This is a genomic window from Saccharothrix deserti (genome assembly GCF_009769385.1).
GTDB lineage: Bacteria > Actinomycetota > Actinomycetes > Mycobacteriales > Pseudonocardiaceae > Actinosynnema > Actinosynnema deserti.
Genome location: NZ_ML775961.1, coordinates 263,701 through 276,644, shown reverse-complemented (window position 1 = coordinate 276,644; position 12,944 = coordinate 263,701). Strand labels below are relative to the sequence as shown.

10 protein-coding genes, 1 pseudogene and 1 riboswitch are annotated in these 12,944 nt (G+C 71.0%); of the genes and pseudogenes, 5 read left to right on the top strand and 6 right to left on the bottom strand.

All coding sequences use genetic code 11. From position 1 onward, the window contains the following. Positions 1-51 precede the first annotated feature (51 nt). Together FM051_RS06035 and FM051_RS06030 are read right to left on the bottom strand one after the other, a co-directional pair. Positions 52-1,012 (bottom strand): annotated as a pseudogene (locus tag FM051_RS06035) (DMT family transporter). Positions 1,013-1,235: 223 nt separating this feature from the next. Beyond that, the gene (locus FM051_RS06030) at positions 1,236-2,495 is read right to left on the bottom strand and encodes a cytochrome P450 (RefSeq protein ID WP_158841495.1); all 1,260 of its coding nucleotides are present in this window, start codon (positions 2,493-2,495) and stop codon (positions 1,236-1,238) included. Positions 2,496-2,565: 70 nt separating this feature from the next. After that, positions 2,566-2,709: riboswitch (cobalamin riboswitch) on the top strand. A 91-nt stretch (positions 2,710-2,800) separates the two neighbouring features. Between FM051_RS06030 and FM051_RS06025 the strand changes: the two genes are divergently transcribed. From FM051_RS06025 to FM051_RS06005, 5 genes are read left to right on the top strand one after another with little or no spacing between them, the layout of a single operon-like run. After that, positions 2,801-3,994 carry a prenyltransferase/squalene oxidase repeat-containing protein gene (locus FM051_RS06025; protein ID WP_158841493.1) on the top strand — a complete coding sequence of 398 codons (1,194 nt, stop codon included), beginning with the start codon at positions 2,801-2,803 and terminating at the stop codon, positions 3,992-3,994. Positions 3,995-4,022: 28 nt separating this feature from the next. Continuing rightward, a complete protein-coding gene (locus tag FM051_RS50400; protein WP_202918702.1) occupies positions 4,023-4,658 on the top strand; it encodes a hypothetical protein in 636 nt (211 codons plus the stop codon). Next, positions 4,655-5,734: a CbiQ family ECF transporter T component gene (locus FM051_RS06015; protein ID WP_238412159.1), complete on the top strand. Its 1,080-nt coding sequence runs from the start codon at positions 4,655-4,657 to the stop codon at positions 5,732-5,734. Before FM051_RS50400 ends, FM051_RS06015 begins: the two co-directional genes overlap by 4 nt. Beyond that, on the top strand, positions 5,731-7,332 hold the full coding sequence (locus tag FM051_RS06010) for an ABC transporter ATP-binding protein (protein ID WP_158841489.1): 1,602 nt from the start codon (positions 5,731-5,733) through the stop codon (positions 7,330-7,332). Before FM051_RS06015 ends, FM051_RS06010 begins: the two co-directional genes overlap by 4 nt. Next, entirely contained in the window at positions 7,329-8,168 is an 840-nt protein-coding gene (locus tag FM051_RS06005) for an ECF transporter S component (protein WP_158841487.1), read from the top strand. Before FM051_RS06010 ends, FM051_RS06005 begins: the two co-directional genes overlap by 4 nt. On the opposite strand, the gene FM051_RS06000 is transcribed toward FM051_RS06005, so the two are convergent. The 4 genes from FM051_RS06000 to FM051_RS05985 all read right to left on the bottom strand — a co-directional run bounded on the left by FM051_RS06000 (position 8,113) and on the right by FM051_RS05985 (position 12,934). Beyond that, the gene (locus FM051_RS06000) at positions 8,113-8,775 is read right to left on the bottom strand and encodes a hypothetical protein (protein WP_158841485.1); all 663 of its coding nucleotides are present in this window, start codon (positions 8,773-8,775) and stop codon (positions 8,113-8,115) included. The genes FM051_RS06005 and FM051_RS06000 overlap by 56 nt on opposite strands. 153 nt (positions 8,776-8,928) lie before the next feature. Continuing rightward, positions 8,929-10,161, bottom strand: coding sequence for a TolB-like translocation protein (locus FM051_RS05995; RefSeq protein WP_158841483.1), 1,233 nt, complete (start codon positions 10,159-10,161; stop codon positions 8,929-8,931). 95 nt (positions 10,162-10,256) lie between these two features. Then, complete coding sequence (locus FM051_RS05990; RefSeq protein ID WP_158841482.1) at positions 10,257-11,477, bottom strand: sugar efflux transporter; 1,221 nt, start codon at positions 11,475-11,477, stop codon at positions 10,257-10,259. Positions 11,478-11,557: 80 nt separating this feature from the next. Next, complete coding sequence (locus FM051_RS05985) at positions 11,558-12,934, bottom strand: acyl-CoA reductase (protein WP_158841481.1); 1,377 nt, start codon at positions 12,932-12,934, stop codon at positions 11,558-11,560. Positions 12,935-12,944 lie beyond the last annotated feature (10 nt).

The window sequence follows — 12,944 nt, the reverse complement described above, 5'->3', positions numbered from 1 at the left end:
GTCACTCGTCCAGGGGTTCACTCAGGAGCCTGACCAGCGGTTATGTCATGGTCAACGGAGGTCGGCCGATCGGCCGCGCAGGTCGTCACCCTCGGTGGACATAACCGACAACGGGTAACGCCGCTTTCCCTCGAACGGGCGCTTGGCCAGGGCCAACCGGGTCATCGCCACACCGCCGAGGACCACCGCCATGCCCACGACGATCCGCGGTGTCAGCGGCTCGTCGAGCACGATCGCGCCCAGTGCGACGGAGACGACGGGCAACAGGTAGCCGACGGTGGCGGCACTGGTCGGGCCCTCGTCCTCGATGATCCGGTAGTTGAGGTAGAACGTGATGCCGGTGCCGAAGACGCCGAGGACCACCACCGCGACGATCGCGGTCACGTTGAACGTGGTCGGGGCCTGGTCGAACGGGAGCATGAGCGCGCTCAGACCCGTAGCGGCGGTCAGTTGGGCGGCGGACACGGCGACCGGGCCGCCCTTGCCGACCAGTTTCCGTCCCATGTAGACGAACGCGACCGCGTAGCTCGCCGCCGCGCCGAGGAGCGCGAGCGCGCCGATGCTCGCCAGGCCGTGCTCCCAGGGGGCGAAGATCAGCAGGACGCCCGCGAAACCGAGGACCAGGCCGGTCACCCGGACCGGGGTGAGGCCGCGTTCCGTGCCGATCACGAGTCCGATGAGCAGGGAGAACAGCGGGGTGGTCGCGTTGAGGACCCCCGCCACACCGGAGTCGACGGTCTGCTCTCCGATGCCGAAGAGCAGGAACGGCAGGGCGTTGCAGAAGAACGCGGCGACCGCCAGGTGACCCCAGAGCTTGCGTGGCAGTTTCTGGTGGCCCGCGGGCCAGGACGAGGAGGACGGCCGCGCCCAGGGCGCACCGGATCACCGTGATCGGCACCGGCGTGAGGCCGGTCAGGGCCAGTTTGATCCACAGGAAGCCCGAGCCCCAGAGCAGGGCCAGCACTCCCATCCGCAGCACGCCTCGTCCGGTCATGGGACCACCGTCCCCCATGACCGACTTCAAGAAAAGTGAAACCTCATGACGTTCCGTTAAGCAGAACTACAAGATCGAGCCGGGCTCCGACCCCAACCCCGAACCCCACTCCGAACCTGAACGTAGAACTCAGGTGCCCCGAACGTTCGACTCTCGAGGTCTGAGCGTTCGACTCTCGCGTGAGTCGAACGCTCAGGACGCGAGAGTCGAACGGTCAGGTACCCCGAGTTCTGCGTTCAGGTCAGCGGGTGTGGACGAGGAGCGAGTCGACGCCGTGGACGATCGACGCGGTCCGGAAGGCCGGGCTGTCGGTCGCCATGCGCAGGTTGGGGAAACGGCGCAGCAGCGCCGGGTACGCGGCACGCAGTTCCATCCGGGCCAACTCGGCGCCCACGCAGCGGTGCGCGCCGTGGCCGAACGCCAGGTGCGCGGACGCCGGTCGGCCGTGATCGAAGTCGGACGCGCCCTCGCGGTTGGCCGCGGACAGGGACACCACGACCACGTCGCCTTCCTCGATCTGCTGATCTCCGACCCGCAACTGGTGTCGGGCGAACCGCGGGAACGCCACCTGCACCACGCTCAAGTGCCGCAGCAACTCCTCCACCAACGGCGCGGTGGCCGCGTCGTCGTCACGCATCGCCGCACGCGCCTCGTCGTCGCTCAACAACACGATCGCGCCCAACGCGAGCATCGACGCCGTGGTGTCGAACCCCCCGGTCAGCACCCCGTCCGCCAGACCGGCCAACTCGGCGTCGCTGACGTTGTCACCGTGCTCACGGATGATCATGCCGATCAAACCGTCACCCGGCGACCGACGCTCCCGGCGCACGATCTCCTCCATGTAGGACAACGACTCCGAGATCGCACCCAACGCCTGCCCCGCACCGCCGAACAGGTCGAACCGGGCCGCCGCCAACTCCTGGAACCGGTCGCGGTCGGAGTAGGGCACGCCCAGCAGCTCGCAGATCGTCAGCGACGGGATCGGCAGCGCGAACTCCTGCACCAGGTCGACCGGCCCGTCGGCGGCCTCCATCGCGTCCAGCCGCTCGGTCACGATCGCGTCGATGCGCGGCACGAGCCGGGACAGCCGGCGCATCGTGAACTCCGGCGTGAGCAGCTTGCGCAGCCGGGTGTGGTCCGGCGGGTCGGCGAAGCCGAGACCACCGGGCGACTGCTCCAAACGTCCCACCGCCGCACCGAGTCGCGCGTAGTCGTTGCTGAACGCACCTGTGTCGGCAAGCACCTTCTTCGCTTCGTCCTGACCGGTGACCAACCACACCCGCAAGCCGAACGGCACCGGGATCCGGTGCACCGCACCGGCCTCCCGCATCCGCTCCAGCTCGGCGACCGGAACCACGCCGTCCCGCTTCAACGGGACCAGCGCACGGTCCGGGAGCAGCGACAACGCCCGCGAACCGATCTTGCCAACAACCCACCGCGTCGCCGAACGCCGTGCGACCCACGCCACCAAACCGTCGCGCACGGACGCCAGAGTCGTCATTCCACACCCCTCTTCCCCAGGTTGATTGATCGACGGTAACGGTACGTAGGGGTGAGGAGCATCGCGCTACAGGCGGATTGACACGCCAGGGTAGTTGACAGACGATCGACAATCGCGCACGAACGGGGGAAGCCGGTCGAAATCCGGCGCTGACCCGCAACGGTAGGTCCCACCCGGGACGAGCCCGAACACCCGTCGTGCGTGCCACGCTCCTGACACCGTCGAGGTCAACGGGTCGGAGCCCGGGGGAAGTCGATCACGGCTGTCCGGGGTCCGCTCACGCCTTGCGCCCGGAAAGGCCGAACATGTCGTTGAGACGGACCGCCGCCGTCATCGCCGTCGCGGCCGTCGCCGCTCTCGCGGTGGTGCCCGCCGCCCAAAGCCAGGCCCAGAGCCAGGCCCAGGCCCCGCCGACGACGGACGTGAGCGACGCCGCCGCGGGGTGGCTCGCCCTGCAACTGGTCGACGGCGACCACTTCGAGAACACCGTCGACGGCACGGTCTACCACGACCAGGGCCTGACGCTGGACGCGCTGCTCGCGTTCACCGCCGCCGGTGTGGCGTCGGACAGCGCGGACAAGGCGAGCGAGTGGCTCGCCAAGCCGGAGATCATCGACAACTACCTGCACGGCGGCGACCCCGCCGAGTCGTACGCGGGTGCGCACGCCAAGCTCGCATTGGCCACACAGGTGCGCGGCCAGGACCCGACGGCCTTCGGCGGGGTCGACCTGATCGCGGGCCTCACCGCGTTGCAGGCGCCGTCCGGTCGGTTCAGCGACAAGTCGCAGTACGGCGACAACTCCAACGGTTTCACCCAGGCGTTCGCGCTGCTGGCGCTGGACCGGCGGGAGGGCGCGCCGCAGGCGGCCGTCGACTACCTCGTCGGCGCCCAGTGCCCGGACGGTGGTTTCCCGCTGATCCTGGAGGCGCCGACGTGTGCGTCGCACGTGGACGCCACCGCGATGGTGGCGCAGGCGTTGCTGGCGGTCGACAAGACCGCGGAGGCGGATAAGGCGCTTGATTGGCTGACCGGCGTGCAGCAGCCCGGCGGTGGGTTCCGCGACGAGGGCAAGGCGGACGAGGGCAACGCCAACAGCACCGGTCTCGCGGCGCACGCGCTGCGCGCGGGCGGACGTACGGCTGCCGTGGACAAGGCGGCGGAGTTCCTGACGTCGTTGCAGGTCGGTTGCGCGGCGGCCGAGGCGGATCGGGGCGCGATCGCGTTCGACAAGGCCGGGTTCGAGCAGGTCAAGTCATTGCGTGCGAGCGCTCAGGGTGTCCTGGGACTGACGGGTGTCGGCTACGCGGACCTGACGGCGAAGGACGGCAAGCCGGGCGCGCCCGTGCTCGACTGCTCAGCCACCACCACGTCCACTTCATCCAGTTCGCCTGGTTCGTCCATTTCGGATACGACGCTGTGGATCGGCGCGTTGGTGCTGGTGGGCGGCGTGCTCGCGGTCGTTCTGGTACGCAGGCGGGTTGCGAGGGCGCGGAAGTGACGGTCGTGGTCGACTTCACCGCGCCGTGATGGGCAGGTGGCGGCGGGTCCTGACGGCGTTGGCGGTCGTCGGGCTTGTGGTGGTGGGTGCTCCGATGACGGCTCAGGCGGTGGACTGCGCGGGCGTGACGGTGGTCGTCGACTTCCGTTCGTTGGGCGGTGGTGTGCAGACCGGCTGTGCTCCGGGTGATCCGTCGTCGGGAACGACCGCGTTGACGGCGGCGGGGTTCGGGTACACGTTCGCGTCCCGGCAGCCGGGATTCGTGTGCCGGATCAACGACAAGCCGAGCAGTGATCCGTGCGTCAACCCCTCACCGCCGACGGCTTACTGGGCGTACTGGCACGGCCGCCCCGGCGCGTCGTGGGTCTACAGCGACACGAGCGCGAGTGCGTACGACCCGGTGCCGGGGAGCGCGGAGGGCTGGTCGTTCGGCGGAGGCGAGCAGCCCGGTGTCGCACCGCCGTCTTCGGAGACTGCGCCCAGTAGTGGTGCGTCGTCGAGTTCATCGGCCACACCGACGAGTACGACGTCGGTGGCGGTGGAGCCGACGGCCGGCACGTCGTCCGGTGGCGCGGTCGGGCTGGTGGTGGGGATCGTGGTGATCATCGCGTTGGCCGGTCTGGGTGTGTGGACCGCGCGGCGGCGCGCCAAGGCGGCGGAGTGAGCCCGCACCCCGGTGCGTGGTGGCTGTGGGCGTTGTGCCTCGCCGCCGTGGCCACCCGCACGACCAACCCGGTGCTGCTCGCGATGGTGATCGCGGTCGCCGGGTACGTGGCCGTGTCGTGCCGCGAGGACGCCCCGTGGGCCAGTGCGTACGGGGTGTTCCTCAAGTTCGCCTTGGTCGTGCTCGCGATCCGGGTGGTGCTGCACGTGCTGCTCGGCGGCGTCAGCGGTCCCACGGTGCTGGTGACGTTGCCCGAGATCCCGTTGCCGGAGTGGGCGCGGGACATCCGGCTGGGCGGGCCGGTCAGCGCCGAGGGGCTGGCTTTCGCGCTGTACCAGGGACTTCAGCTCGCGACGTTGCTGTGCTGCGTGGGCGCGGCGAACGCGTTGGCCAACGCCAAGCGGCTGCTGCGGTCGCTGCCGGCCGCGTTGTACGAGGTGAGCGTGGCGGTGGTGGTGGCGTTGACCGTCGCGCCGCAGTTGGTCGCCAGTGCCCGGTCGGTGCGCCGGGCACGCGCGTTGCGCGGTGACGCGGTGCGTGGTGTGAAGGCGGTGCGGGTGCTGATGGTGCCGGTGTTGGAGGACGCGTTCGAACGGTCCCTGGTGTTGGCCGCGGCCATGGACTCGCGCGGCTACGGCCGCACGGCCGGGCTGCCGAAGCGGACCAGGGTGGTGACCGGCGGGCTGGTGCTGGGCGGGCTGTTCGGGCTGTGCGTCGGGGCGTACGGGTTGCTCGGCGGCAGCGCGCCCGGCGTGGTGGGCGCGCCGATGCTGGCGGTGGGTTCGGCGTTGGCGATCGCGGGTCTGTGGACCGGGTCGCGGCGGGTGCGGCGCAGCCGGTACCGGCCGGACAGGTGGGGGCCGCGCGAGTTGCTGATCATCGCATCCGGGCTGGTGGCGGCGTTGGCGACGTTCCTCGCGCCGGCGGCTCTCGGCGGTGCCGTGCTGACGCCGAGCACGGTGCCGCTGGTCGCGCCGGAACTGCCGTTGCTGCCCGCGATCGGTCTGCTGTGCGCCGTGGCACCCGTCGTGGTCGCCAGTCGGAAGAACCCGAGTTCCACCAGGAAGGCGACATGATCCGGTTCGAGAACGTCTCGGTCGCCTACCGCGACGCCGCCGCGCCCGCGTTGGCCGCGGTGGACCTGCACGTGCCGGAGGGCGAGCTGTGCCTGGTGGTCGGCCGCACCGGGTCGGGCAAGTCGACGTTGCTGCGCGCGGTCAACGGCCTGGTGCCGCACTTCACCGGCGGCACGCTCACCGGCCGGGTGCTGGTGGCGGGACGCGACACCCGCACGCACCCGCCGCGTGAGCTGGCCGACGTGGTCGGGATGGTGGCACAGGACCCGCAGGCCGGGTTCGTCACGGATTCGGTCGAGGAGGAGCTGGAGTACTCGATGGAGTCGCTGGCGTTGCCGAACCCGGTGATGCGCAAGAGGGTCGAGGAGACCCTGGACCTGCTCGGGTTGGCCGAGTTGCGGCACCGGCCGCTGGCCACGTTGTCCGGTGGGCAGCAGCAGCGCGTGGCCGTCGGCGCGGCTCTCACCGCACACCCGCGGGTGTTGGTGCTGGACGAGCCGACGTCGGCGCTGGACCCGGGTGCGGCGGAGGACGTGCTGGCCGCGTTGCACCGGCTGGTGCACGACCTGGGCATGACGGTGTTGATCGCCGAGCACCGGCTGGAACGGGTGGCGCAGTACGCGGACCGCGTGGTGTGGCTGCCCGGCGGTGGACTGCCGCCGGTCGCCGGCGACCCCGGCCGGGTGCTCGCCGACGCACCGGTCGCGCCGCCCGTGGTGCGGCTGGGTCAGCTGGCCGGGTGGGAGCCGGTGCCGGTGTCCATTCGGGACGCTCGACGGCTGGCCGGTCCCCTGCGCGACCGTCTTCCGTCACCTCCCGTATCGTCCTCGACGCGACCGGCGGAACTGTTGCGCGCTACGGGTCTGCGGGTTCGCTACTCCACTGTGGATGCTCTGCGCGGGGTGTCGTTGAGCGTCGGCGCGGGTGAGCGGGTGGCCGTGATGGGCCGCAACGGTTCGGGCAAGTCGAGCCTGTTGTGGGCGGTGCAGGGCACCGGCAAGCGGTCGGGCGGCGAGGTGGCGGTGGACGGCGTCGACCCGGCGTCGCTCAAGCCCGGTCCGCGCCGGAAGGCCATCGGCCTGGTGCCGCAACAGCCCGGGGATCTGCTGTACCTGCACACCGTCGGCGGCGAATGCGCACAGGCCGACCGCGAGTCCGGGAAACCCGCCGGCACGTGCCGCGAGTTCCTGGACCGGCTCGCGCCGGGCATCCCGGACTCGCAGCACCCGCGCGACCTGTCCGAGGGCCAACGGCTGGCGCTGGTGCTGGCCGTGGCACTCACCCCGTCGCCGCGCGCGGTGTTGCTGGACGAGCCGACCCGGGGTTTGGACTACCCCGCCAAGACCCGCCTGGCTGCCGCGTTGCGCGACCTCGCCGACGACGGTCACGCGATCGTGCTGGCGACGCACGACGTGGAGTTCGTCGCCGAGTACGCGAGCCGCGTGGTCGTGCTGGCCGAGGGCGAGGTGGTCGCCGACGGCCCGACCGCCGAGGTGGTCACCGCGTCCCCGGTCTTCTCGCCCCAGGTGGCCAAGGTGCTGGCGCCGCAGCCCTGGCTGACCGTGGCGGACGTGCGCGCGGCCTTGGCGGCACGATGACCACCTCCCCCATCCGCATCCGGCCCCGCGCGACGCTCGCCCTGGCCGTGGCGGCGGCGATCAGCGTGGTGGCGTTCGGGTGGCCGTTGCTGGTCTCCGCGGACGCGGACATCGCCCGGGGCACGACCGCGCCGTGGACGTTCGCGCTGCTCCTGCCGTTGGTGCTGGCCGTGGTGCTGGCCGAGATCAGTGAAGGCGGGCTGGACGCGAAGGCCGTGGCGATGCTGGGCGTGCTCTCCGCCCTCGGCGCGGCGATCCGGCCGCTCGGCGCGGGCACGGCGGGGATCGAGACAGTGTTCTTCCTGCTCGTCCTCGGTGGTCGGGTGTTCGGGCCCGGGTTCGGGTTCGTGCTCGGCAACACGATGTTGTTCGCGTCCGCGCTGCTGACCGGCGGTGTGGGACCGTGGCTTCCCCACCAGATGCTGGGCGCGGCCTGGGTCGCGTTGGGCGCGGGGTTGTTGCCGTCCTCGTTGGGAGGCAGAGCCGAACTGGTGGTGCTCGCCGCGTACAGCGCCGCCGCCTCACTGGTCTACGGGCTGCTGCTGAACCTGTCGTTCTGGCCCTTCGCGTTGGGCGCGGGCAGCACATCGCTGTCCTACCAGCCGGGCGGGCCGATCCTGGACAACCTGGTGCGCGTGGTCGCGTTCAGCCTGGCCACGTCCCTCGGCTGGGACGTCGGCCGCGCCATCACCACCACGATCCTCGTCCTCGCGACCGGCCCGGTGCTGCTGCGGACACTGCGCCGGGCCGCCCGCAAGGCGTCGTTCGGCGATCCCGCGTTCAGCGGGGCAACTGCGCCGCCACCTCCGCCAACGCGTCCAACACCTCCGGCGTGACGTAACCGCCGGCGACCTCGGCCTCGGCGACGGTGACCGTGGTCCGGTCGCGGTCCGAACCGTAGTTGGCCCCGCTGAACGGGATGTCCGCCAGACCGACCAGGTCACCGCCCAACGGCTTGACGTCGCCGGTGCCGGAAGCGTCCATCAGGTCCTGGAACTCCCGCGCGTCACTACGCGACGAGAACCCGACCCACGACACCGCGATCACCGCCGAGTTGCCCACGTCGTCACCGACGACGAACAGCACGCGGTCCATCGACGTGCACCCGGTCCGCCGCAAGAACTCCCGCACACCGCCGAACGACGCCGCCACGCACTCGGTCTGCTGCTTCGCGGTCTGCTTGAACCCGCGCAACCCCATCCGCCGCCACGCGCCGTCGGCGTCGCCCCGCCGCGCCAGCTCACCGCCCTCCTCCTTGCGGGTCTCGACGTTCACCCCCGCGCCGCCACCACCGGAGCCGCCCGTGCTGAGACCGACCGCTCCCCCATACCCCACCGCGCAGAGCGCGACCAACCCGGCCAGCAGCACCGACCCGCTTCGCCCGCCCCCGCCGGCGACCGGCCGCACGCGGCCGTTGTCATCCGCGTAGAAACCCCTGGGCACTGTGACCTCCTCCCCTGAGGAAGGTTTAGCAACCAGGGGGGTCGTAGACCCGAAATTCGCGGAGAACCCCTCGAAGAGCGCAAACCGAACGGTCGGTCCCCTGACCGTGAGTAGTCCGCCACCTGGCGTAGTACTCCGGTGTGCGCACACCGGCTAACGCCAGGACCACATCCGTTCCGGCAGCAACTCCGGGAGCGCGACCGCGTAAAGGCCCGTTGGAGTGCACGACGTTGCCCACAGGCAGCTTTCGCCGAACACGGCCACCCGCGAGTTCGAGCTGATGCTGGGCGACCGGGCGTACGCGACATCCGTGCGCGGTTCGGGGATCAGGGTCTCGATGCCGGTCACCAGGTCGTGCACGTAGCCGCGCGCTGCGGCGAAGTACTTCCCGCTCACGCCGGTCTGCCTGAAATAGCCGACCAGGTTGCCCGTGTAGTTGGTGGAGGTCGGGTACACGCCCCACGTGACGCTGTCTTCCCACGCCCGCAGCAGCTCAGGCGAGGCGCCGGGCTTGGTGGCGATCCTCTTGAGCTCGAACCTGCCCCCACCGCAGCTCGGGCAGCCGAAACCGCGACCGTAGAAGATCCACTCCCCATTGCCGCTGATCATGAAGCCTTCGCCCTGCTCGCCTTCCGGCAGGGTGCGCAGTTCGCCGGACGCGGCGTCGAGGACCGAGAGCCGGATGGGGTCGGCGGGAGTCTGCCGGTACTGCAACGCGATCGTGTTGCCGTCGTCGGACACGTACGGCCCGGTGTAGATGTAGCAGCCGTTGCGCGGGTCTCCGCAGTCGAGCAGCGTGGTGGTCTGGCCCGTGTGGAGGTCGTGCCGGATGAGAATGTCACCCGCCACCTGGGTGTTCGCGGTCACCCAGGACAACCATCGCCCCTCGGTGGACAGCGCGACGTTGGTGGGCGTCCAACCCTCCGGCATGGTGACGATCGGCCGCACGCCGGAGGTCAGGTCGCGGTGGTAGAGAACGATCGGCCCTTCGCCGTAACGGCCTGCATACGCGAACGTCGTGCCGTCGCGCCCCAGTGCACCGGCCGACCAGCTGACCCCGAGCGGACTACCGTTCTCCTGCACGCTCGCGAGAATGATCTCGCCGGACCGCACGTCTTTGCGAACCATGTAGGTCCACTCGTCCGTGGGAGTGCGGTGGGGCTGGGGCACCAGGGTGCTGTTGCTGCGCACCGACAACAGCGCGTACCGGCCGTCCCCGGACAGCCCGACCATCTGCGCTGTACCTTCGGGGTCCGGCTGACCGGCGGCGTCGGTGTCGACCCTGGTCAACCGCGGCGCACCCGGCGCGGCACCGGCCTGCGCCGTGGGAACGATTCCGGCCGTGATCGCGACCAGTACGACGACAAGTCTTCGAAAAGCCTTCATGGATACCCCCACGAGAGCTGAGATGATCAGCAGAGTGTGCCGGCCGGCGGGACATCACGAAGGCGGTTTACCCGGCGTTGTCCTCGCAGACGCGATCACCGGCGGCGGGCGGCCAGCAGCAGTGCCAGTCCGAGCACCGACATGACCAGGCCCATGCCGTACGCGGTGCGGTAGCCGAGGTGCTGGGCCAGGCCGAGCAGCGGTCCGGCCAGCATCGAGCTGGTCTTGGCCGTGTTGGTGTAGAGCGTGGTGGCGTAACCCGGCCGGTCCGGCGCGAGGTCCTGGAAGTACGAGATGCCCACGCCCATCACCGCGGAGATCACCACGGCGTGCAGCACCTGCGCGGCCATCACCTGCCAGGTGGCCTGGGTGGCGAGCATGACCCCGTAGTACGCCAGCGCGACCGCGCCGCCCGCCAGCACGAGCAGCCGGTGGTTGAACCGGATCGCCAGCGCGCCGAAGCCGAGCATCAGCGGGATCTCCAGGGCCGCGCACAGACCGAGCACCAGCCCCGCGTCACCGGTCGTGCCGCCCAGGTTCTCCGTCACGAACAACGGCATCGCCGCCACACCGACCGACGTCGCACCTTGCAGCAGCACGAACGCCAGCGCCGCGAGCACGACCTCCCGACGCAGCCCGGACTGCCGTTCCACCTCGTGCGACGGCGCCGCGGACGAGCCCAACTCGGGCAGCCACACCAGGGTCACCACTACCGCCAGCACGTACACCGCGGCACCGGCGGCGAACAGCCCGGTGAACCCACCGCCCACGATGAGCAGCGCACCCAGCGGCGGCCCGCCGACCCAGGCGATCGACATCGTCGTCCGCAGACCGCTGATGGCCAACGGCGCCTTGGCCGACCCGCTGCGTTCCAGCAACTGGCGGGCGTAGGCGTACATCTGCGGCATGTGGGAGGACGCGACCGCCCACAACGTGACGGCCACCGCCAGCAGCAGCCAGTAGTCGCGCAGGACCGCGAACAGCGCCCACCCCAGCGCGCCCGCCGCCCCGGCCACCGCCAGCAACGTGCGGCGGATCGCCCGCGAGTCGGAGAGCCGTCCGACCAACGTGCTCACCAGCATCGACACCAGCGCGGTGACCAGCAGGAACGCCCCGACCGCGACCGGGCCCGCCTGGACTTCCTTGATCAGGAACAGCGACATGAACGGGCCCGCCAGCGCGTACCCGACGCCCGTCAGCAGGCTCACCGACACCAACGGGATGAAGGGCTGGGAACGGGCCGGGGTCTCGCTCAGGGCGGGCACACCGAAATCCTCGCTGCCCAGCCGGGCGACGAGGAAGCCGATTTCCACCATCCGGGCTTTGTGAGAGCGCTATCACACGGGAGGGCCGTGCCCTGTCCACCCGAACAGGGCACGGCCATTCCACGCCCGGGTCAAGAGGTCTCGAGCTCCGGGTGCAGCTCGATGTCACACCAGCGCACGAGTCCGGCGATGCGCGGCTGCCCGTCGTGCCGCCACACCATCGACGGCCTGGTCATCGCGCCCGGCGCGGACACCCGGCTCGCACCGAGCACGGCGAGCTCCCGCGCGGTCCGCTGGAACTCCTCGCCGACCGCGCCCAACCCCACGTTCTGGAGGTGCTTGGCGTACGGCCGCATCGCGTCGACCGCCGCCGCCACGTCCGGCACCGAGACGATCCGCGCCACCCGGTTGCCCGCGCCGCTGAGCGGCATCAGCGTGTCGTCCAGCACGACGGTCCACTCCAGACCGTCCGGCGCCCACACCTCGCTGGTGTCCGAGGTGGCCGCCCGCCACTCCGCGACGAGCCTGCGGTGTTGCAGCACCGTGGCGTCCTGCGCGTCGATCGCCCCCGGCGGACTGTCCTGCGCCTCGCGCCGCATCGCCACGGCCAGGTGCCGCGCGATCTCGCGGGCGTGCTGCTCCTGCACCAGGTAGACCTGCGGCGACAGGCACGCGTGCTGGTCGAAGTCACTGCAGTCGGAGGCGATCTGCCGGGCCACCTCGGCCGCGCCGTGCCGGGCCGCGTACTCCGCGCTGACGATGCCGAACGACAGCTTGTGCGAGTGCTCCTCGTAGAGCTGGTGCGGCCGGACCCTGGCCCGAATAGCCGCGCACGCCTGGTCGCCGCCGTAGGCGATCACCGCGTCGGCCTGTCCCAGCGCGCCCTCCAGCGTCTCCTCGTCGTCACGGTCCCAGTACGTGGCCACCACGGCGTCGGCCAGCACCGGCTCCACGTCGTGCAGGGTGCGCAGGAACGCGGCGGTGAAGTGCGGCTCCTTGGCCGGGATCTTCGCGATCACGGTCGCCTTGACCAGCAGCGCCCGCACCAGCGACCGCGCCGGCAGGCCCGGGACGTTGCCGGAGAACACCGCCAGCACGGTCCGCGGCCCGACCGCCGTCGTGCCGCTGCGGAAGCCGTCCAGCGCCTCCGGGGCGCCCAGCTCCCGGGTCAGCGCGGCCAGCAGCGACTCGGCGCGCAGGTTGCCCAGCTCGGCGTCCAACGCGCCGTCGATCGTCTCCTCCGACATGCCGGTGACCAGCGCCGCGTTCCGCACCGCGGTCCGGCGTGCGGTGAAGTCCCGCTTGGCCCACAGGTCGACGACCGCGTCCACCGCGTCCACGATCCGCCGCACGGGCAGCCGCCGCAGGTCACTGTGCGCGGCCTCCAGGCCCGCGCCGATGGCGGTCCAGTCGGTGGGTCTGACCCCACGCCACTCGTGCGTACCCGAGCGCAAGGTGAACGGCACGCCGTCCGCCGTGACCCACTTCGGCATCCACGACACGCTCATGCGCACACCT